19 protein-coding genes are annotated in these 19,726 nt (G+C 63.8%); all 19 read right to left on the bottom strand.

Going from position 1 to position 19,726, the window contains the following annotated elements:
• Positions 1–12: 12 nt before the first annotated feature.
• Positions 13–888, bottom strand: a complete 876-nt coding sequence (locus tag HNO82_RS14080; RefSeq protein ID WP_175344151.1) for a hypothetical protein — start codon at positions 886–888, stop codon at positions 13–15.
• A 3-nt stretch (positions 889–891) separates the two neighbouring features.
• A complete protein-coding gene (locus tag HNO82_RS14075; protein ID WP_175344150.1) occupies positions 892–2,229 on the bottom strand; it encodes an AAA family ATPase in 1,338 nt (445 codons plus the stop codon).
• A 177-nt stretch (positions 2,230–2,406) separates the two neighbouring features.
• A complete protein-coding gene (locus HNO82_RS14070; RefSeq protein ID WP_175344149.1) occupies positions 2,407–3,018 on the bottom strand; it encodes a riboflavin synthase in 612 nt (203 codons plus the stop codon).
• A 47-nt stretch (positions 3,019–3,065) separates the two neighbouring features.
• Positions 3,066–4,187, bottom strand: coding sequence for a bifunctional diaminohydroxyphosphoribosylaminopyrimidine deaminase/5-amino-6-(5-phosphoribosylamino)uracil reductase RibD (gene ribD, locus HNO82_RS14065; protein WP_175344148.1), 1,122 nt, complete (start codon positions 4,185–4,187; stop codon positions 3,066–3,068).
• 106 nt (positions 4,188–4,293) lie between these two features.
• A complete protein-coding gene (locus HNO82_RS14060) occupies positions 4,294–4,767 on the bottom strand; it encodes a GspH/FimT family pseudopilin (RefSeq protein WP_008331481.1) in 474 nt (157 codons plus the stop codon).
• Between the two features lie 4 nt (positions 4,768–4,771).
• The gene (locus tag HNO82_RS14055) at positions 4,772–5,227 is read right to left on the bottom strand and encodes a type IV pilin protein (RefSeq protein ID WP_241820876.1); all 456 of its coding nucleotides are present in this window, start codon (positions 5,225–5,227) and stop codon (positions 4,772–4,774) included.
• Positions 5,228–5,229: 2 nt separating this feature from the next.
• Positions 5,230–5,862, bottom strand: a complete 633-nt coding sequence (locus HNO82_RS14050) for a pilus assembly PilX family protein (RefSeq protein WP_175344146.1) — start codon at positions 5,860–5,862, stop codon at positions 5,230–5,232.
• On the bottom strand, positions 5,859–6,770 hold the full coding sequence (locus tag HNO82_RS14045; protein ID WP_249777010.1) for a PilW family protein: 912 nt from the start codon (positions 6,768–6,770) through the stop codon (positions 5,859–5,861). The genes HNO82_RS14050 and HNO82_RS14045 overlap by 4 nt, the downstream gene beginning before the upstream one ends.
• Before the next feature lie 2 nt (positions 6,771–6,772).
• Positions 6,773–7,288, bottom strand: coding sequence for a type IV pilus modification protein PilV (pilV, locus tag HNO82_RS14040; protein WP_175344145.1), 516 nt, complete (start codon positions 7,286–7,288; stop codon positions 6,773–6,775).
• Positions 7,289–7,380: 92 nt separating this feature from the next.
• Positions 7,381–7,998: a DUF924 family protein gene (locus HNO82_RS14035; RefSeq protein WP_008331470.1), complete on the bottom strand. Its 618-nt coding sequence runs from the start codon at positions 7,996–7,998 to the stop codon at positions 7,381–7,383.
• Complete coding sequence (locus tag HNO82_RS14030; RefSeq protein WP_008331468.1) at positions 7,995–8,216, bottom strand: RNA-binding S4 domain-containing protein; 222 nt, start codon at positions 8,214–8,216, stop codon at positions 7,995–7,997. Before HNO82_RS14030 ends, HNO82_RS14035 begins: the two co-directional genes overlap by 4 nt.
• A 58-nt stretch (positions 8,217–8,274) precedes the next feature.
• Positions 8,275–8,925 carry a response regulator gene (locus tag HNO82_RS14025; protein ID WP_175344144.1) on the bottom strand — a complete coding sequence of 217 codons (651 nt, stop codon included), beginning with the start codon at positions 8,923–8,925 and terminating at the stop codon, positions 8,275–8,277.
• Between the two features lie 35 nt (positions 8,926–8,960).
• Entirely contained in the window at positions 8,961–10,895 is a 1,935-nt protein-coding gene (locus HNO82_RS14020; RefSeq protein ID WP_175344143.1) for a type IV pili methyl-accepting chemotaxis transducer N-terminal domain-containing protein, read from the bottom strand.
• Positions 10,896–11,014: 119 nt separating this feature from the next.
• On the bottom strand, positions 11,015–12,022 hold the full coding sequence (gene moaA, locus HNO82_RS14015) for a GTP 3',8-cyclase MoaA (protein ID WP_175344142.1): 1,008 nt from the start codon (positions 12,020–12,022) through the stop codon (positions 11,015–11,017).
• Positions 12,023–12,042: 20 nt separating this feature from the next.
• Positions 12,043–12,789, bottom strand: coding sequence for a peptidylprolyl isomerase (locus tag HNO82_RS14010; protein WP_175344141.1), 747 nt, complete (start codon positions 12,787–12,789; stop codon positions 12,043–12,045).
• 15 nt (positions 12,790–12,804) lie between these two features.
• On the bottom strand, positions 12,805–13,488 hold the full coding sequence (gene narI / locus HNO82_RS14005; RefSeq protein WP_175344140.1) for a respiratory nitrate reductase subunit gamma: 684 nt from the start codon (positions 13,486–13,488) through the stop codon (positions 12,805–12,807).
• A gap of 37 nt (positions 13,489–13,525) precedes the next feature.
• A complete protein-coding gene (gene narJ, locus HNO82_RS14000) occupies positions 13,526–14,212 on the bottom strand; it encodes a nitrate reductase molybdenum cofactor assembly chaperone (RefSeq protein ID WP_175344139.1) in 687 nt (228 codons plus the stop codon).
• Positions 14,213–14,226: 14 nt separating this feature from the next.
• Positions 14,227–15,780 (bottom strand): nitrate reductase subunit beta, encoded by a 1,554-nt coding sequence (gene narH, locus HNO82_RS13995; RefSeq protein WP_175344138.1) that lies wholly within the window; start codon positions 15,778–15,780, stop codon positions 14,227–14,229.
• Complete coding sequence (locus HNO82_RS13990; protein WP_175344137.1) at positions 15,777–19,505, bottom strand: nitrate reductase subunit alpha; 3,729 nt, start codon at positions 19,503–19,505, stop codon at positions 15,777–15,779. The genes narH and HNO82_RS13990 overlap by 4 nt, the downstream gene beginning before the upstream one ends.
• Positions 19,506–19,726 lie beyond the last annotated feature (221 nt).

Here is a 19,726-nt window from a genome sequence, read left to right as displayed (position 1 = left end):
CGTGGATGAATCTCATGCTGGCAGCGCTTTGAAGATGAGGTCTGCGAGTTCTTCCGCTTTTTTGTAGTTGGTAGCGTAGAGCGTGTAAAACGCATTGAGGCACGCACTGAACTGGTGTGTAGGGCTGCGCATGCTGTCTATTTTCTTTGCAGCCCGATCTTTCTTTATCTGGTTGGCATTGCTGTTGAATATCTCCAGCGCATCCCAGAGATTGGTGATTTCTTCCGAGCGGCGCAGAACCAGATCTTCATGATTGAGCTGGAAGAAGGCAATGTTGGTGACGGCGCGTTCGTGCTTTGGTCCCGAAGGATACCTGGCTTGGGCCAAGGGACCGTCGAAGGTGATGAGGTCTTCCGGATCGTCCGGATCCACTGATGCGATCGGATAGCACAGCAAGGGCAGCTCACTTCGCATCTGCTCGGGAAATCCGCCGTCGACGTTGCGCTTTCCCCGCACCGGGAAGTAATTGGACTTCAGGGTCGAATTGCAGCGGGTGCAGGCGATGGCATAGTTGTGCGGGTGATACGCCAGCAGGTAATAGCCCTTTTCGCTGTCCGCGCCGAGTGGCCAGGTGTCCGGAAAATCCTTCCAGTATTCGACCTTGCGGTCGGGCCAGCGCTTGACACTGCTCTTGGGGCGGTAGTGCTCGACCTCATGCACCTTGCTGGCCAGCATGGCGCCTTGCAGCTTGGTTTCGCAATAGGCGCATTTTTCATGCTGTAGCGTGATGTAGACCTGCTTGATCTGGCCCCAGAACTCGGTGCCGCCGGTATAGTCGCCTGTCGATGCGTAATCCTTGGTGCGCGCTTCTGCCCTCGAGATCCAGGTTGCATTCCTGGCGTTGATGAGGGCGAGCAGATCCTCTGATGCGATAGGGTAGCGGATCATGCCTCACCCCTTGCGCTTGGCCGTGGCGCGTGTCGAACGTGCCGAACCCGTTGTCTTCCCGGAGGTGGCTGCAGCTTTCGGCGCGCCCTCTGCCAGTAGCCTGAGATAGCTGGCCGATGCACCCTTGGTGCCGGAGGCGGCCGCGCGCGCAAGCTGTGCGAGCTGTTCGGCTGTCTCGGGAGCCCGTGTGCTTTGCAGGCCGAAGTAGGGCGAGAGCAGGATTTGTTCAGCACTGCGGCCATGGACCCTGTCAGCGGATTGCGTCACCTCGACGGCATTGTTTTCCGCCCTGAGCGTGAACAGGTTGCCAGCTTCAAGCGAGCCCACTACCAGCGGACTATGTGTGGTCACGATGAACTGCACATTGGGCAGAGCCTCGGCCAAGGTTGGTACGACCACCTTTTGCCATTCCGGATGCAGGTGGAGATCGATTTCGTCGATCAGGACCACACCGTGCATGTCGCGTAGCATCAAGCCCTTGCCGATGCCCATGCATACATGGAAAAGCATGTCGCCAATCCATCCGACATAGGCCTTGTAGCCGTCCGAGAGCGCGCGAAACGGCAGGGCCACGCCATTCATTTCGAAGAGATGCTCGCGCGTGGCGGAAACCTTGGTGGATTTTGCCTGCATGCGGCAGGCATCGGGCAGCAAGCGGTTGATCAGGTTGACGACCTGTTTGTAACGTCCCTTGTTGGCATCTTCGTACTGTGGCAGCCAGTACGACAGCGGCACCAGGCTGACGTGGTCCTCGAACAAGCTTGCCACGCGTTCATACTTGCGCTGGCGCGACTTCAAGCGTGCGCTTTCATCCACGCGCGAGGACGCCTCGACGCGTCTTGTCGCGCCGTAGCCCGCGACGAAAAATGCAGGGTCGGATTCTTCGAACTGTGCTGCCATCAGTTTTTTTTCCATCCCTTTCGGCGACACCTCGCAGGACAGGATCTCCGCCGATCCGACGGCACGGATTTCAGAGGTCAGCTTGATGGCTGTCGAGCGCGACCTTGAGGTCACGGTCAATTCATCCGGGCCGAGAATGACGTCTGCCTCGATCTGGGCGTGATCGGAAAGCCTGGGGCGCTTCGTGGAGCGAACGGGCTGCGTCCACCCGTCAGGTCGGCGGATGAGGCCGTCGGCAACGAAGCCGGACGAAGTGCTGAGCAAGGGACCGAGGGTGGACAATGTCGCCGCGCGCAAGATAGAGGTCTTGCCGAAGCCGTTGCCACCGAGAATGACGTTGACGTTGGGATATTTCAGCCCGGTATCGCCTGGCTTGTTCAGTGCTAAGGTGGCAGATGATATCGAGCGCAGATTCTTGATCGTCAGGGACTTGATATGCATGGGGGCTCCAGGGCACAACCGGGTCGTCAATGGAGTGCCATTGTCGGTGATCGCTAGCCGATAGTCCACTTCCGTGTCGCCCCCGCGCAGGCGGAAAGCCGGTGTCTTGCGCAGCTTGGCGGTGCGGGTCGGCGGGTGGCGTCCCCAGGCCCCTGCCTTGGCAGGGGCGACAGGAACTTACTTCGCCGAGAGCATGCGCTCCACATACCGCGCAATGAGGTCGATCTCCAGGTTGACCTTGCTGCCCGCCTTCAGGTGCTTGAGGGTGGTCACTTCCACGGTATGCGGAATCAGGTTGATGGAGAAGCGGCAGGCGTCGGCCAGGTCTTCCACGCGGTTGACCGTCAGCGACACGCCATTGACCACGATCGACCCCTTGTAAGCCAGGTACTTGCCCAGGGCCTTGGGGGCATCGACGATCAGCTCGCGCGATTCACCCACCGGCTCGAAGGAATACACCTGTCCCAGGCCATCGACGTGGCCGGAGACCAGGTGGCCACCGAGGCGCTCGGCCAGGGTCAGGGCCTTTTCCAGGTTGACTTCGCCGGGAACGTCCAGCCCTGCCGTCAGGCGCAGGCTTTCACGGGAGACATCGACGGTGAAGCCGCGCTCGGTCTTCTCCACCACGGTCATGCAGGCGCCATTGAGCGCAATAGAATCACCCAGGCCGACATCGGCCATGGGCAGGGCGCCCGCATCGATGGTCAGCCGAACACCGGCCTCGGGGCCAGCTGCCAAGGGGGTCACGGAGGTGATGGTGCCGACGGCGGCAACGATTCCTGTAAACATGATTCAGTCCTGATACAAAAAATCTGAAATAAAAAGCAAAAAATCACTTACGCGAAACGGGCAAGGATACGCAAATCCGGCCCGACCTGCTTGACCTCGTGGAAGTGGATGCCGATCTTGCCCGACAGGTCTTCCAGCGGCGGCAGCTCGAACATGTTGCGGCCATCGCCGATCAGGGCCGGGGCCAGGTAGACCAGCAGTTCATCCACGCAGCCTTCGCGGATCAGGGCGCCGTTGAGCTTGGCGCCGGCTTCCACATGCAGTTCATTGATCTGCCGCTGCCCCAGTTCGCGCACCAGGCCGGGCAGGTCGACCTTGCCCTCGGCGTTGGCCAGCAGGATCACCTCGGCGCCTTCGGCTTCGAGGGCGGCGCGTTTCTCGCGGTCATCGGTGGCCGTGAAGACCCAGGTATTGCCACCCTGGATGACGCGCGCCTCGGGCGAGACGATCAGCTTGCTGTCGACCACGATGCGGCGCGGCTGGCGCGGGGTGTCGATGGCGCGTACGGTCAGTTGAGCATCGTCTTTCTGGATGGTGCCGATGCCGGCCAGGATGGCGCAGGCGCGGGCGCGCCAGATGTGGCCATCATCGCGGGCGGCCTGGCTGGTGATCCACTGGCTCACGCCATTGTGCAGGGCGGTCTTGCCATCCAGACTGGCGGCGCTCTTCATGCGCACCCAGGGGCGGCCGGTGCGCATGCGATGCAGGAAGCCGATGTTGATCTCGCGCGCCTCTTCTTCCAGCAGGCCGCAGGCCACCTCGATGCCGGCCGCCTGCAGGCGGGCCAGGCCCTGTCCGGCTACCAGCGGATTGGGATCGGCGATGGCCGCCACCACGCGCGCCACGCCGGCACGAATGAGTGCATCGGCGCAAGGCGGGGTGCGGCCGAAATGGCTGCAGGGTTCCAGCGTGACATAGACGGTAGCGCCGCGTACGTCAGCACCGCGCGCGGCGGCGTCGGCCATGGCCTGGATCTCGGCATGGTGACCGCCGGGCGGCTGGGTGAAGCCGGCGCCGATGATGCGCCGCTCCTTGACGATGACGCAGCCCACGCGCGGGTTGGGCGTGGTGTCGAGCATGCCGAAGCCGGCCTGCAGCAAGGCCAGCGCCATGGCTTGCTGGTCATTCTCGATATCGAACTGGTAGAGCGGGTCGGCGGTGGAAGTCATGGTGAGCAAAAAAGAAAAAGGCTGCAGGGCCTGCCACGGGCGAGGCCGGATGCCCGTCAATATACACGGCTTTGCGCGATCATCCGCAAGGCTGTCTGCGCCTGCTTCACTCGGTGGCGGCCTGGCTGCACTCGATGTCGATCACCGGATTGCAGATCCGTACCCGACCCAGGAAATTGATCACCACGGCGCGTGAATTCACGCCGCCGCTGAAATACCAGGTGCCGCGCGTGACCGGCTGGCCGTCCGGTTGATAGGCCACCAGCTCGCCGCCGACGGTATAGGCCACGGCGATGCCGGCGTCCAGGGCGGAATGGCGAGCCACCACCTGTTGGCCGACCTGGATCTCCCATCCGCTTTGCCAGTCGCGCCCGTCACGCGGACGCATCTCGGCGCGGCGACCGGCGCGCAGGGCCTCCGAGCGGGTCAGTTGCACGGCGTGGAAGAAATCGCTGCCGGCGGCGGCCAGTTGGTGTTCGCTGGCCAAGTGTCGCAAAGTCGGCAGGCCGACCCCCAGCACCAGGGCGGCAATGAGCAAGGTCACCATCAGCTCGATGAGCGTAAATCCTGTTGCACGCATGGAGTCACCAACACTCCTTGCCGTCAGCGCGGCGGTTGCCCCGGCTGTCGGCCTGCAGCACGCCGCACTGACGATCCTCATAGCCGCTGTTGACGCCACTGCCTCCGGGCGTGGCCGTGACCAGCACGCAGCTGGAGAGATCCTCTTCCTCGCAGGCTCTTGCCGACAGAGCATAGGCGCTGGTCTGCGGGGTGGCACCGGAATACCACTTGAATCCCTGCGCCGCGTTGCCCGGCTGGAATGCCCGGTAGCGGTGCTGGTAGGCATGGTGGCGTTCCTGTTGCAGCAGCACGTGCAGAATGGCGGCGCGTCCTTCGGCGCGGCCGGCTTTCTGGACGATATGGCGGTAGCCATTCCAGCCCAGTGCGGCCAGCAGGATGACGATGGCCAGGCTGACCAGGATTTCCAGCAGGGTGAAGCCGCGTGGCGGCAAGGGAGGGGCGAGCAGGGGGACAGACATGTTCATTCCGTAAAAGTCAGATAGAGAGGACGCCAGGCCCGCAGCGGACAACTGGCAGGAGCGCTGGCCGGACGGGCTGGCAAACGCACCAGTGCCTGCAGGGCCAGGATGGCGCCATGCCGGCCATAGCCGACGGCACTGAGACGATAGAGCGGGGTGGACGCCTGTTCCTGTGCAAGCCGGCCCGCAGTCTTGTGGTCCACCGGTGCCAGCCGTTCGATCAGATAGCGCGGTATCGGTACGCCGGGCAGGGCGCGGAACTGGCGTCCGGTGAATTGCCCGTAGGTAGCCGAGATTGCCCGGGCGCCGTGCAGCTGGGCCGGCTCCCAGCCGGCATGTTCGGGCTGGCCGACGCACAGGCCGGCGCCGGCGGCATCGGTGCGGCAGGCGCGCGCCGCGCCAAACTCCTCGGGATCGATGTGGCGGTGGTAGCGCAGGTCATCGCAGGCATCCTCCAGCGCCGCCTGGGCCGCCAGTCTGGCCTGGGCATGTTCGCGATGATTGCGCGCGCCGCGTTCCTCCAGCAGGAGCAGCGAGGTGGTGGCCACACCCAGCAGCATGATCACGCTCAGCAGCATGAGCGTGATCATCAGGGTGGCACCGTGCTGATGGTCGGGACGCGTCGCAATCTTCATTGGCGGAGCTCCGCAATCACCAGGTTGCGCAACATCACGGTGCCCTGGAACACCGCACGGCGCCGCTGTTCCTGGCCCGATTCGATGACGCGCCAGGCGGGATCGGAGCGGCGCGCGGGGAGGAAGAGGTCGTAAGCGCGCGCCTCGCTATCCTGCGGCGCAGGGCGTCGCTGCAGACCGCGCACCAGCAGCGCGATACGCACCAGCACCACGCGGTTCCAGGCATCGGCAGGCATGGATGAGGCGTCCAGCCAGCGGTCGGGACGTCCATCGTCGTCGCTGTCGATGGCGTAGCGCAACTGCATGGCTTCCACGCCACGGGCGATGGCATCGGAGGTCCAGGCACCGTTCTTGCCCTGGTAGCGGCAGCGCAGCTCGGGTTCATCGCCGGTGCCGGGGGCGATGAAATAGATGACCCAGTGGCGTGCGGCTTCTTCAAGCGGCTTCACCGGGGCCGGCGCGCCGCTGCAATGGCTGAGCTGGGCATGGCTGCCGCGCGGGGCGCCGAAGAAGCCCAGCATCAGCAGGTCGCTGCGGTTGACGCCATCGCCGGTACTGCTGCCGAAGCGTCCTGCGGCCGGATCGAGTGCATCGGCCTGGCGGCTGTCATCCAGGCCGCGCAGGCCGGCCAGCAGGGCCGGCGGCGCGCCCTCGGGGAGACTCTCCACAGGCAGGTGGCCAGCCTGGCGCAACACCTGCTGCAGGTGATCCAGGGCCACCCGGCCAGTCTCCTCGACGCGTCCGGCGTCATCCATCTCCTGATAGGCTGTGCGCGCCTGCTGCAGCAGGGTGCCGGCAACCAGCACCACCAGCAGGCCGACGGCCAGCGCGATCATCAGTTCGACCAGCGTCAGCCCGGCTTCCTGCAGGCGCCGCATTCGGATCGGGAGGGACAGACGGGACAGCATCGTCAATGTCCCAGGGTCAGGCTCAACAGCGGTGTCGTGCCACCGGCAGCAGGACTGCCCGTAGCGAGGCGGCGCCAGGCCATTTTCAGGACCACCGGACTGTGCTCCAGTGCGTCGCAGCGCCAGTCTTCCGGCGCTGCGCGCTGGCCGTCACGGCAGACCGTGACACGGACATGGGGGAAGTCGCGTACCAGCCTGCCACTCCAGTCGGCCAGGCTGGCCAGGGCGAAATCAGTCGGGCTGCAGGCGGCCTGTTCGCAATCGGCAGGGGCGCTGAGCGGTTTGCCGGTGGTGAGCGAAAACAGTAGCGCATCGGATGGGGCGGTGCCAGCCGGCAAGGCCGCGCGCAGTTCGGCCAGTTCTTGCGCCATCAGCGTGGCGCGCGCATGCAGGCTGCTGTCGCGGCTGCTGCGCAGCGCATGCAGTTGCAGCATGGCGATGGCCAGGGCACCAGTGCCGATGACCAGCATGGCCACCAGTACTTCCATCATCGAAAAACCACGGGAGCGACCACGCATGGGAAATCCTGCAAGGGAAAGCCCGCGAGTCTAGGGAAAAAGGAAACGCCGCTCCAGCAAAAGCCCGAATCAGTCTGCCGCCATCGAAAACTTCAGAAGGAAGAGCCCGGTTGCTTGAGGAATTCGACTTCCTCCGGCGTGCTGTCACGCCCCAGGATGCGATTGCGATGCGGGAAGCGACCGAAACGTTTGATCACGGCATGGTGACGTCGCGCATAGTCGGCATAACCGTCAAAGCTCGGCCTGTCCTCGCCGCTGGCGGCCTTGGCCAGGCTGCCCATGAGTTGCACCACATACTCCTGGTCGTCCAGGTCTTCGGCATGTTCCAGCGGCAGGTAGACGAAGACCCGGGCCAGCGGCGGCAAGGCGGCGTCCAGTCCCATGGCCAGCGCCAGGTGGCTGCACTGGCGCGCCAGCGCATCGAAGGCGAAGGCCTGGGGGGTATCGCGGTAGATATTGCGCGGCATCTGGTCCAGCAACAGGATCAGGGCCAGCATGCTGCGCGGGGATTCGGTCCAGTCGTCGAGCTGGTTGGCGGCTGCCTGCTGCACCAGCGGTTCGAAGCGGGTGCGGCATTGGGCGTCGATGTCGGGGTTCTTGCTCCACCAGAGCTTCTTCTGGCGTTCGGCCACCTGATGCGCGGGGAGCTGCTCCCACTCGGGACCGAACCAGAAGTCCAGTAGCGCGTCGACGCCGGCGTGCGGGCTCATTCGGCCAGCACCGTGATCTGCACGTCGCCCAGCGTGACTTTCTGGCCGGCGGTGATCTTGCAGGTCTTGCGGGTTTCCTGCTTGCCGTCGACCTTGACCTGGCCATCGGCTACCAGCTGCTTGCCGGCGCCGCCGCTGTCGCACAGGCCGCAGAGTTTGAGCAATTGGTTGAGCTCGACGTAGGGATGGCCTTGCAGCGGGAAGGTGATCTTTTGCATGTTTTCTCTCGGAAATGCCGCCCGCATCAGGCGCGGGGGGAGCGGTACGGTACGCCGCTCAGGGCGTTTTGTCCAGACCGTGTTCCACAGCATACACGGCAATCTGCACGCGGCTGCTCAGGTTGAGCTTCTTGAGGATGTTTTGGACATGAATCTTCACTGTACTTTCGGCCACGTCCAGGCTGCGGGCGATCTCCTTGTTGCTCTGGCCCCGTGCGACGCAGCGCATGGTGTCACGTTCGCGCGCGGTCAACTTTTCCTTCATATCGCCTGAAACCGCCGGTCTGGCGGCCCGGAACTGCATCACCAGCTTGGCCGTCATCGCCTCCGAGATCACCGGCTCACCGGCGGCGGCCCGCTTGATGGCCTGCACCAGGTAATCGGCTTCGATGTTCTTGAGCAGATAACCGGCCGCGCCATTGTGCAGTGCCGTGCTGAGGTCCTCTGCTTCTTCTGACACCGACAGCATCAGCACAGCCGTCTCAGGCAAATCCTCCACGATCAACTGCATCGCCTCCAGGCCCGACAGGCCGGGCATGTTCAGGTCCATCAGGACCACGTGGGGACGCAGCTGACGGGCGCGCTTGACGCCATCGAGGCCATCGACGGCCTCGCCCACGACCTCGAATTCAGGATGGCGTTGCAGCAGGAGGCGCACGCCGCTGCGAAAGAGGGTATGGTCATCGACCAGGAGAATACGGATGCTCATGCGGCGACTGCTCCATTGAAAATTCGATACTGCGTTCAGGCGACCAGCCGTTCCTCCCGCATCAGCCTGACGGTAATGCGGGTGCCGGTGCCGGGCTGGCTGGCGATGTCCAGATGCGCGCCCAGCCGTTCGGCGCGCTCCTGCATGATGCGCAGGCCCACGTGTTCGCTGCCCTTGGTGCGCGCCTGGTCGAGCTGGAAGCCGTGGCCGTCGTCGCTGACCGTGAGGCAGAAGTCGCTGCCATTGTCGACCTCGATCCTGGCCCGGCTGGCCTGGGCATGCTTGCGGATGTTGGAGAGGGCTTCCTGCAGGATGAACAGCACCTGCAATTGCTGTTCCGGCGCCAGCGGCGGTCCGTCTCCGGCGATCTCGATGTGAGCCTCCAAGCCGCTCTGGCGCTGCAGTTTTTCGACCGCCTTGCGCATCTCGGATTCGAGGTCGCTGCCCTGCAGACGGCTGCGGAAGTTCAGCAGCAGCTCGCGCACGTCTTCGTAGTTTTCCTGCACCCCGGCGCGCAGCAGGGGCGCGATGTCACGGATTTCACCCAGGTTTTCGCGGGCCAGCGAATCTTCCAGCATCTGCACCTGCAGGTTCAGGAAGTTCAGGCCCTGGGCGATGCTGTCGTGCAGCCCTTGCGCCATCAGGTTGCGCTCGTGGGAGACCGCGAATTCCTTTTCGCGCGCAATCAGACGCTGGTTCTCGATGGCCGAGCCCAGGTGCCGGCCCAGGGTTTCCAGCAGTCGGCGTTCTTCTTCGCTGACCTGGCGTTCGCGCGAGAAATGCAGCGAGAAGCTGCCGACGACCTGTTCGCGCACCTGGATCTGGAAGATGCCCAGCGATACCGCGCCTTCTTCCTGGCAGCGATAGCGGCGCTGCTGGTCCAGTTCGCGGAAATCGCGCACCAGGATGATGCCCTGCGAGGTCGCGGTGCCACAGAGGCAATCACCGACTTTGAGGCAGCGCTCTTCATCGATGATGCGTTCGGAAATGCCTTCGTGCACCGCGATATACAGGTTGCCGCGTTCATCGAGGATGCGCACCGTGCCGCCATCGGCCTGGAGGCGCTGCATGATGCGGCGCAGGAACCCGCTGCACAGCGCCTCGATGGCATGTGCCCCGGAAAGGAAGTCGGTGATTTCATAGAGCGTGCCAACTTCTTCATTCTGCTCGCGCAAGCGTGCGGTTTTATCGGCGACCCGTTCTTCCAGGGTGCGATGCACTCCCTGCACGTGGTCGGCCATCTGGTTGAAGCCTTGCGCCAGTTGACCGAACTCATCTTCACTGTCGATGGCCAGCCGCACGTCCAGGTCGTTTTGCGACATGCGCGCAATCCCCGCCTGCAAGCGCCGCACCGGACCGACGATCCACAGGTAGAGCAGGTAAAGCACGGCGATGCTGGCGGCCAGCGCCAGGAAGATCAGTGCCGTCTGGCACAGCCGCAGCCAGGTGGTCTTGCCGGTCAGGTCTGCTTCCACCAGGGCCACCAGCAGGTTGATCTCGCCTACGAAATCGGGCAGTTCCTGCAGGTACTGCGCCAGCGCCTGCTGGCGTTGCTGGCGATCGTCCGCCTGCAACACATCCCTGGCATGGACCTGCATATGCTGCTGCCACTGGCCTTGTACCTGCAGCAATTGCTCATGGATGGGTCCGCGCGGCGGAACGAAGCTGGGCTGTCCGGCTTGCCCGGTCTGCAGTACTTCCAGGATCTGGCTGAAGCGCTCGATCTCGTGCAGCACGGTGTTGCGCGCCTGCTGGTGTTCCAGCGCCAGACCTAGCTGGTAGGAGCGCATGCGCAGGCTACCGGCTTCGTTGATGACGGTGCCGCCTCCTTCCAGTTGCCAGGACAGCAGCAGGGTATAGCCGATGGCCGTCATGGTCAGGCCCAGGCCGACCAGGGTCATCAGCAGGATGCGGAAGGTCAGCCGCTTGTGGGGCGGCAAGGGCAGCAGTGGGGCGGTGAGAGAGGGCATGACGGTTCCGGGCGGCGCGCAAGCAGGCAGTCTATGCCTTCGCGGGGTGAAAATCATGGGGGTGAAGTCAACTTTCCTTCACTTATCGCATGCTTGTTCTGCGGTGTCGCTGCAGCGCGTTATCCCCCCGTTTGGGACATGAAGCGGATGATCTTGCGCGGCTGTTCCTGAAATTCATGGCGTTCCGGCTTCAGTTCGATGGCCAGGCGGATGGCCTCTTCCAGGCCCGCATCATCGATGCCGGCGCGCAGTAAAGGACCTAGCTCGACCTTCGCCTCCTGGCCCAGGCACAGATAAAGCGTGCCATCCACCGACAGGCGCACGCGGTTGCAGGTAGCGCAGAAATGCTGGCTGATGGGCGAGATAAAACCGATGGTCCCGCCCCCATTGCTACGCTGCCAGTAGCGCGCCGGTCCGCCGCCCAGCTCGGCGGCCAGCGGCTGCAAGCCAAAGCGCGCGACCAGTTGCTCGCGGATCGGGCCGATGTCGACGGTGCCGCTGTGGCGGCCGGTCTCGCCCATGGGCATGGCTTCGATCAGGCGCAGGATGAACCCCTGGTCGAAGCAGAACTCGGCCATGCGCGGGATTTCATCTTCATTGACCCCGCGCAGCACCACCATGTTGACCTTGATGGGCGCGAAACCCGCCGCCTTGGCCGCAGCCAGCCCGGCCATGACGCTTTCCAGGCTGTCGCGCCCGGTGATGCGGGTGACGCAGGCGCGCTCCAGGCTGTCCAGGCTGACGTTGATGCGCGTCACGCCCGCCGCCCGCAAGGCCACAGCGTGCTTGTGCATCTGCGTGGCATTGGTGGACAAGGACAATTCCTCCACGCCCGGCAGTGCCGACAGTTGCGCAGCCAGGACCGGCAGGTGGCGCCGTAACAGCGGCTCGCCACCGGTCAGCCGCACGCGGCCCACGCCCAGACGGGCGAAGGCAGCGATGACGCGGCTGATCTCGTCGAAGCCGAGCCAGTTGGCCGGCTCCTCGAAGCCGTTAAATCCCTTGGGCATGCAGTAGCTGCAACGCAGGTCGCAGCGATCGGTGACCGACAGCCGTACATAGCTGATGCGGCGGCCGAAGCGGTCCTGCAGGACCGGGCGATCGGCGGGTATAGAGGGGAAGGGCATGATGGTTCAGCCAGTCAGTGTCATTGCACCAGCGGCGTGCCGGCGCCCGGCAGGTCGATGCCGGAGATGCGGGCGCGGCCGACCAGCAATTGCAGGTACTGGCGCACGGCGCGGTCGAAGCTGGCGCGCTGCAGGGCCCAGGCGATGTTCTCGCGCACGGCCTCGAAGGGCAACGCCTCGCCGTCTGACTTGCGGCCGAGCTGGACGATGTGCAGGCCGAAGCGACTTTCCACCAGGCGCGGCAGGATGCTGCCGGCCTGAGCGGAAAAGACGGCCTTTTCGAATTCAGGTACGCAGGTGCCGCGCGTGATCTGGCCCAGGCTGCCGCCGTGGGCGCCGGAAGGACAATTGGAATTTGCGGCAGCCAGTGCCGCGAAGCGCTGCGGTTGCGCCAGCAGCTCGGCCAGGACCGATTCGGCATGCAGGCGCAGCGCTTCCAGGTCTACCCCTTCCGTGACCTGGAAGAGGATATGGCTGACCTCGGCCAGTGCGCCCACGGTGAAGCGTTCCGGTGCGGCCTGGTAGTGGCGCCGACATTCTTCCTCGTCCGGCACCGGTGCATGGACTTCGTGTTGCAGCAGGGCTTCGATGCGGACGTCTTCGTCGGCTTCTGCCAGGTCCAGTTGCTGCGCCTGTTCCAGCAGCAGTCGGCGCAGCACCAGCGTGGTCATGGCGGCTTGCAGATCCGGTTCCTGCTCATCGCGGGCGGCCAGTTCCTGCGCCATTTCAGCGTCGCTCAGTTCGTAGTCGTTGACGATCACGGGCATGGTGATTCTCCTCGTTCAGCGCGGACGCACCAGTTGCCAGGCGCGGCTCAGATAGGTGACCGAAGCAAAGCCGCTCCAGACGTGCACCAGTCGAGTGAAGGGGAAGATCACGAAGAGCGTCAATCCCATGAAGAGGTGCAGCTTGAACAGCAGCGGTGCGCCCTCGATGAAGCTGGCAGCGTCGCCGCGCAGCGTGATGATGTGCTGGGCCCAGGTCATCAGCAGCACCATCATGTGACCATCGCGATGCTGGGCCGATTCGGCGATGGTGGACAAGCCCAGCCCCAGCGTAACCAGCAGCCACAGCAGCAGGAGCTTGTCGGATGGGCGGGTGACGGCGGCGATGCGCGCATCGGTCCAGCGGCGATGGATCAGGATCAGCAAGCCCAGCAGGCAGAGCGTGCCGAATACGCCACCGGCGCCCATGGCCACCGCTTGCTTGAAGCTGTGCGTCACGCCGATGGCATCCCACACCGCCACCGGAGTGAGCAAGCCCACCAGGTGACCAAAGAACAGCCCCAGCACGCCCACATGGAACAGGATGTTGCCCAGCCGCAGACGACCGGCGTGCAGCAGTTGCGAAGAGTCGCTCTTCCAGGTGTACTGCTCGCGCTCGAAGCGCACCAGGCTGCCCAGCAGGAATACGGCCAGCGCGATGTAGGGATAGATCCCGTAGAGGAATTGATGCAGGTAATTCATGATGATCTCCCGATTCAGGCGAATGGATGGGCTGGGCTCAGTGACCGGCCTGGCGGGCCGGCGGCCGGGGATGGAAGTGCAGTGGCTGCACGCCGCCGATTGCCGGCTTGAGCAGCGGTTCCACGCCATCGGCACCGGGACCGAAGACTTCCATGGCTTCATCCATGTCGCGCACGGGCGGCTCATCCTGTTCGCGTGGTTCGACTTCGGTCAGCGTGGTCAGCAGCAGGAACAGGCTGGCGTAGGGACTGTCCCGCTTCTGTAGCCGCATGCCGATGGCGGCCAGCACGTGGATGGCTTCACCCAGCAGGTTCTCGGCCGTGGTCGGTTCCAGCAGGCTCAGGAATTCCAGGAACAGCGGCACGTAGTCGGGCAGCTCGGTCTCGGCCGGCTCCACGCCATGGGCGCGGTATTGGTCCAGCAGATCGACCATGGCCTGGCCACGGTCGCGGCTTTCGCCGTGGACGTGCTCGAACAGGTGCAGCGAGAGCGCATGGCTGCGGTCGAAGGTATCGACATACGCCTCCTGCAAGTCGATTAGGGGCGTGCCGGCCAGATGATCCAGCAGCGGCTGCAAGACGCTCCGGTGGGCCGGTTCGGCTTGCAGTGCTGCGCCGATCTCGGGCAGGGCCGCGATCAGGTCCGGTTGCGGATAGCTCATCAGCGCCGAGACGATGCGGTAGAGCGGCACGGCCTGGGCGCAAGGGTGAAGGTCGTTGGGCATGGTGTGGTCTCCGTTCATTCGGTGAGGGCGGTCTTCTTGCGCGACTTGGGCATGTCCACGAAGATCACGCTGCCTTGCGGCTTCTTGCCGAACAGGCTGCCCTCAGAGACACCGCCGGAGCAGCCGTTGCCGAAGGTGAAGCCGCAACTGCCCTTGTCGTTGAAGCTGTCTTCCACCATTTCCTTGTGCGAGGACGGCACCACGAAGCGGTCTTCATAGTTGGCGATGGCCAGGGTCTGGTACATGCCCTCGACCTCGGCCGGCGTCAAGCCGACCTGCTGCAGCACGGCGTCATCTTGCTGGCCGTGCACGGTCTCGGCGCGCTTGTAGGCGCGCATGGCCAGCAGGCGTTCGAGGGCGCTCAGGATGGGCGCTTCCTTGCCGGCGGTCAGCAGGTTGGCCAGGTAGCGCACCGGGATGCGCAGCGACTTCACATCGGGGATGATGCCGGTCATGCCCATGTGGCCGGCCTCGGCGGCCTTCTGGATGGGCGACAGCGGCGGTATGTACCAGACCATCGGCAGGGTGCGGTATTCCGGGTGCAGCGGGAAGGCGATCTTCCATTGCATCGCCATCTTGTACACCGGCGATCTGCGGGCCGACTCCAGCCAGCTCTCGGCAATCCCCTGGCGGCGCGCCTCGTCAATCACGGCCGGGTCGTGCGGATCGAGGAAGCAGTCCAGTTGCGCCCGGTACAGGTCCTGTTCATCGGCCACCGAGGCAGCCGCTTCGATCTTGTCGGCGTCATAGAGCAGCACGCCAAGGTAGCGGATACGGCCCACGCAGGTTTCCGAGCACACGGTCGGTTGGCCGGCTTCGATGCGCGGATAGCAGAAGGTGCATTTCTCGGCCTTGCCGGAGCTCCAGTTGTAATAAATCTTCTTGTAGGGGCAACCGGAAATGCACATACGCCACCCGCGGCACTTGTCCTGGTCCACCAGCACGATGCCGTCATCCTCGCGCTTGTAGATCGAGCCCGAGGGGCAAGAGGCCACGCAGGCCGGGTTCAGGCAGTGTTCGCACAGGCGCGGCAGGTACATCATGAAGGTCGATTCGAAGGTGCTGTGCATTTCCTTCTGCACGCCCTCGAAGAGCGCATCCTTGCTGCGCGCGCTGAATTCGCCACCGAGGTCGTCTTCCCAGTTGGGGCCCCAGGTGATCTTGTCCATCTTCTTGCCGGTCAGTACCGACACCGGCCGCGCCGTCGGCGGAGTGGCCATCAGCGGGGCTTTTTGCAGGTGGTCGTAGTCGTAGGTGAAGGGCTCGTAGTAATCGTCGATGGACGGCAGGTTGGGATTGGCGAACAGATTGGCCAGGATGCGCAGCCGGCCACCTTGTTTCGGTTCGAGCTTGCCGCTGGCGTTGCGCAGCCAGCCGCCGTTCCACTTCTTCTGGTTTTCCCATTCCTTTGGATAACCGATGCCGGGCTTGGTCTCGACGTTGTTGAACCAGGCGTATTCCACGCCATCGCGGCTGGTCCAGACGTTCTTGCAGGTCACCGAGCAGGTGTGGCAACCGATGCACTTGTCCAGGTTGAGCACCATCCCCACTTGTGCGCGAATTCTCATGATGCAGTCCTTTCTTGCTTGTCGCCATCCAGCCAGTCCACCTTGTTCATCTTGCGCAGGACGATGAATTCATCGCGGTTGCTGCCGACCGTGCCGTAGTAATTGAAGCCATACGACAGCTGCGCATAGCCACCGATCATGTGGGTGGGCTTGAGCACCGCCCGCGTGACCGAGTTGTGGATGCCGCCGCGCTTGCCGCTCAACTCCGCACCGGGGGTATTCACGATCTTCTCCTGCGCGTGATACATCAGGCACATGCCGCCCGGGATGCGCTGGCTCACCACCACGCGCGCGCTCAGCGTGCCGTTGCTGTTGAAGACTTCCACCCAGTCGTTGTCCACCAGGCCGGCCGTACGTGCGTCGTCTTCGGAGATCCACACGTGCGGCCCGCCGCGGCTCAAGGTGAGCATGCGCAGGTTGTCCGAATAGGTGGAGTGGATGCCCCACTTCTGGTGTGGCGTGAGGAAGTTGAGCACGATTTCCTTTTCGCCATTGGGCTGTCGGTTGAGCATCGGCGCTACCGTCTTGGTATCGACGGCCGGTTTGTAGACGCACAGGCCTTCGCCGAAATCCAGCATCCAGCGGTGATCCTGGTAGAACTGCTGGCGACCGGTGAGGGTGCGCCAGGGGATCAGTTCATGCACGTTGGTATAGCCGGCGTTGTAGCTCACTTCTTCCGATTCCAGGCCGGACCAGGTGGGCGCCGAGATGATCTTGCGCGGCTGCGCCTGCACGTCGCGGAAACGGATCTTGTCGTGTTCACGCCCCTGCGCCAGGTGGGTGTGGTCGCGCCCGGTGATCTTGCCCAGCGCTTCCCATGCCTTGACGGCGACGTGGCCATTGGTTTCCGGCGCGAAGGAGAGAATCATCTCGCAGGCGTCGATGGCACTGTCCAGGCGTGGTCGGCCCTGGCTCACGCCAGGTTCGGTCACGCGCTTGTTCAGGGCAGCCAGTTCACCCACTTCATGGCCGGTCTGCCAGTTGATGCCCTTGCCGCCGTTGCCCAGCTTGTCCAGCAGTGGGCCGACCGAGGTGAACTTCTTGTAGATGTCCTTGTAGTTGCGTTCCACCACCACGAAGTTGGGGGCGGTCTTGCCGGGGATGAGGTCGCACTCGCCCTTTTTCCAGTCCTTCGGCTCGAAGGGCTGGCCCAGTTCACCCGGGGTATCGTGCATCAGCGGTTGCAGCACGATGTCGCTGCGGGTGCCGAGATACTCGCCACCGATCTCGCTGAACTTTTTGGCGATGCCCTTGTAGATCTCCCAGTCGGTCTTGCTCTCCCATAGCGGCTGCACGGCTTCGGACAACGGATGGATGAAGGGATGCATGTCGGAGGTGTTCAGGTCATCCTTTTCATACCAGGTGGCCGTGGGCAGCACGATGTCGGCGTACAGGCAGGTGGTGCTCATGCGGAAGTCCAGCGTCACCAGCAGGTCCAGCTTGCCTTCGGCGGCTTGCGCGCGGTACTTGACCTCGCTGGGCTTGATGGCTTCGTCGGGATCGTCGAACAGGGCGTTCTGGGTACCCAGCAGGTACTTGAGGAAATACTCGTGACCCTTGCCGGAACTGCCCAGGATGTTGGAGCGCCAGACGAACATGTTGCGTGGGAAGTTCTTCGGATTGTCGGGGTCGTCGCAGCTCATGTTGACGGTGCCCGACTTGAGCGCTTCCTTGAGGTAATCCTGCGGCGTCTGGCCCTTCGCGCGGGCGCTGTCGCAGATGTCCAGCGGATTGGTTTCCAGTTGCGGGGCCGAGGGCAGCCAGCCCATGCGTTCGGAGCGGGCGTTCATGTCGATCATGCTCAGGGAAGACAGCTTGTCCTGGTCCGTCGTGGGCGCAACGATCTCATTGATACCCAACTTTTCATGGCGCCACTGGCTGGTATGGGCATAGAAGAAGCTGGTGCCATTCATCTGGCGCGGCGGGCGCACCCAGTCGGTGGCGAAGGCCAGCGGTGCCCAGCCGAATTGCGGACGCAGCTTTTCCTGCCCGACGTAGTGCGCCCAGCCGCCACCGGACTTGCCGATGCAGCCGCACATCATCAGCAGGTTGATGATGCCGCGATAGATCATGTCGTTGTGGTACCAGTGGTTCAGCGCCGCGCCGACGATGACCATGCTCTTGCCTTGCGTGTCGTGGGCATTCTGCGCAAATTCGCGCGCCACCTGGATAACCAGTTCGCGTTTGACGCCGGTGTGCTTTTCCTGCCAGGCCGGGGTGTAGGGCACATCGTCGTCATAGCTGTGGGCGATCTCTCCCCCCAGGCCTTGGTCGACGCCGTAGTTGGCCATCATCAGGTCATGCACGGTCGCCACCAGCGCGGTGCTGCCATTGGCCAGGCGCACGTGGCGCACCGGTACCTGGCGCAGTGCCAGCGGCTGGGCATCGTCGCCGCCGAAATAGTTGAAGGCGACCGTGACCACCTCATCATGCTGCGCCACCAGCGAGAGCAGCGGATCGATCTCGCGGCCCGAATGGCCATCGCGGCTTTCCAGGTTCCAGCGGCCCACTTTGGCGCCATCATTGACCAGGCCTTCGCCCCAGCGGTAGCCGATGGAGCCGTTGGGGGCGACAATCTCTCCAGTGGCTGCATCGATGGCCAGCGACTTCCAGTCGGCATTGTTGGCTTCTTCGAGCTGCCCCGGCAATTGCGAAGCGCGCAGCAGGTGGTCCGGCAGGTAGTGGCCGTCACGCTGTACCAGCCGCACCAGCATGGGCATATCGGTGTATTGCTTGACGTAGGAACGGAAGTAGGCCGAGGGCTCGGCCTGGTGGAATTCCGTGAGCACTACATGGCCCATGGCCATGGCCAGGGCGGCGTCGGTACCTTGCTTGGGCGCCAGCCAGATGTCGCCGAACTTGACCATCTCGCCGAAGTCCGAGGACACCGCCACCGTCTTGGTCCCCTTGTAGCGCACCTCGGTATAGAAGTGGGCATCGGGCGTGCGGGTTTGCGGTACGTTGGAACCCCATACCATCAGGTAGGTGGAGTTGTACCAGTCGGCCGATTCCGGCACGTCGGTCTGCTCGCCCCAAATCTGCGGGCTGGCCGGCGGCAGGTCGCAGTACCAGTCGTAGAAGGACAGCGGCACGCCCCCGATCAGGCTGAGGTAACGCGCACCGGCCGCATAGGACACCATCGACATGGCCGGGATGGGCGAGAAGCCGATCACCCGGTCCGGACCATATTGCTTGATGGTATAGGCATTGGCGGCGGCGATGATTTCGTTGGCAGTATCCCAGTCGGCGCGCACGAAACCGCCCAGGCCGCGTATCGACTTGTAGCTGGCGGCCTTGGCGGCGTCGCTGGTGATGGCCGCCCAGGCCTCGACCGGGTCCAGGGTGCGGCGCGCTTCCTGCCACAGCTGCATCAGGCGCCCACGGATCATCGGGTATTTCACGCGTTGTGCCGAATAGACGTACCAGCTGTAGGATGCGCCGCGCGGACAGCCGCGCGGTTCATGGTTGGGCAGGTCGGGGCGGGTGCGCGGATAGTCGGTCTGCTGGGTTTCCCAGGTGATCAGGCCGTTCTTGACGTAGACCTTCCAGGAGCAGGAGCCGGTGCAGTTGACCCCGTGCGTGGAGCGCACCACCTTGTCATGCTGCCAGCGGCTGCGGTAGGCGTTTTCCCATTGGCGGTCTTCGTTGACCACCGCGCCATGTCCATCGGCGAAGGTCGACTTCACTCGTGACATGAACTTCAATCGGTCCAGAAAATGACTCATCGTGAATCCTCGGTTGCGTGGGTGAGCATCCCACCTGCGTTGACTGTAGGAAAGTGTAGGCAAGCCGCGCCGCTGCGCCTATTGGCCAGCTTGTGTGCCTGCCCCCTGCAGGCGGACTAGGCCCGACTAGTTCGAAAGAACTAGGGCCTGTTCACATTCAATCTGTGAGATGCGTTGCCCCCAGAAGGCGTGGTGGCAAGGCGCGCGTCAGGGCTGGTGGT

The organism is Herbaspirillum sp. C9C3, assembly GCF_013359625.1.
Classification (GTDB): Bacteria; Pseudomonadota; Gammaproteobacteria; order Burkholderiales; family Burkholderiaceae_D; genus Herbaspirillum.
The sequence above is the reverse complement of the archived record's forward strand: the minus strand, read 5'-3'. Positions and strand labels throughout refer to the sequence as shown.

What these genes read in the sequence shown, in the direction of transcription:
- HNO82_RS14080 (WP_175344151.1), bottom strand. Translation starts at nt 888, where the DNA reads ATGATCCGCTACCCTATCGCATCAGAGGATCTGCTCGCCCTCATCAAC.
- HNO82_RS14075 (WP_175344150.1), bottom strand. Translation starts at nt 2,229, where the DNA reads ATGCATATCAAGTCCCTGACGATCAAGAATCTGCGCTCGATATCATCT.
- HNO82_RS14070 (WP_175344149.1), bottom strand. Translation starts at nt 3,018, where the DNA reads ATGTTTACAGGAATCGTTGCCGCCGTCGGCACCATCACCTCCGTGACC.
- ribD (WP_175344148.1), bottom strand. Translation starts at nt 4,187, where the DNA reads ATGACTTCCACCGCCGACCCGCTCTACCAGTTCGATATCGAGAATGAC.
- HNO82_RS14060 (WP_008331481.1), bottom strand. Translation starts at nt 4,767, where the DNA reads ATGCGTGCAACAGGATTTACGCTCATCGAGCTGATGGTGACCTTGCTC.
- HNO82_RS14055 (WP_241820876.1), bottom strand. Translation starts at nt 5,227, where the DNA reads ATGTCTGTCCCCCTGCTCGCCCCTCCCTTGCCGCCACGCGGCTTCACC.
- HNO82_RS14050 (WP_175344146.1), bottom strand. Translation starts at nt 5,862, where the DNA reads ATGAAGATTGCGACGCGTCCCGACCATCAGCACGGTGCCACCCTGATG.
- HNO82_RS14045 (WP_249777010.1), bottom strand. Translation starts at nt 6,770, where the DNA reads ATGCTGTCCCGTCTGTCCCTCCCGATCCGAATGCGGCGCCTGCAGGAA.
- pilV (WP_175344145.1), bottom strand. Translation starts at nt 7,288, where the DNA reads ATGCGTGGTCGCTCCCGTGGTTTTTCGATGATGGAAGTACTGGTGGCC.
- HNO82_RS14035 (WP_008331470.1), bottom strand. Translation starts at nt 7,998, where the DNA reads ATGAGCCCGCACGCCGGCGTCGACGCGCTACTGGACTTCTGGTTCGGT.
- HNO82_RS14030 (WP_008331468.1), bottom strand. Translation starts at nt 8,216, where the DNA reads ATGCAAAAGATCACCTTCCCGCTGCAAGGCCATCCCTACGTCGAGCTC.
- HNO82_RS14025 (WP_175344144.1), bottom strand. Translation starts at nt 8,925, where the DNA reads ATGAGCATCCGTATTCTCCTGGTCGATGACCATACCCTCTTTCGCAGC.
- HNO82_RS14020 (WP_175344143.1), bottom strand. Translation starts at nt 10,895, where the DNA reads ATGCCCTCTCTCACCGCCCCACTGCTGCCCTTGCCGCCCCACAAGCGG.
- moaA (WP_175344142.1), bottom strand. Translation starts at nt 12,022, where the DNA reads ATGCCCTTCCCCTCTATACCCGCCGATCGCCCGGTCCTGCAGGACCGC.
- HNO82_RS14010 (WP_175344141.1), bottom strand. Translation starts at nt 12,789, where the DNA reads ATGCCCGTGATCGTCAACGACTACGAACTGAGCGACGCTGAAATGGCG.
- narI (WP_175344140.1), bottom strand. Translation starts at nt 13,488, where the DNA reads ATGAATTACCTGCATCAATTCCTCTACGGGATCTATCCCTACATCGCG.
- narJ (WP_175344139.1), bottom strand. Translation starts at nt 14,212, where the DNA reads ATGCCCAACGACCTTCACCCTTGCGCCCAGGCCGTGCCGCTCTACCGC.
- narH (WP_175344138.1), bottom strand. Translation starts at nt 15,780, where the DNA reads ATGAGAATTCGCGCACAAGTGGGGATGGTGCTCAACCTGGACAAGTGC.
- HNO82_RS13990 (WP_175344137.1), bottom strand. Translation starts at nt 19,505, where the DNA reads ATGAGTCATTTTCTGGACCGATTGAAGTTCATGTCACGAGTGAAGTCG.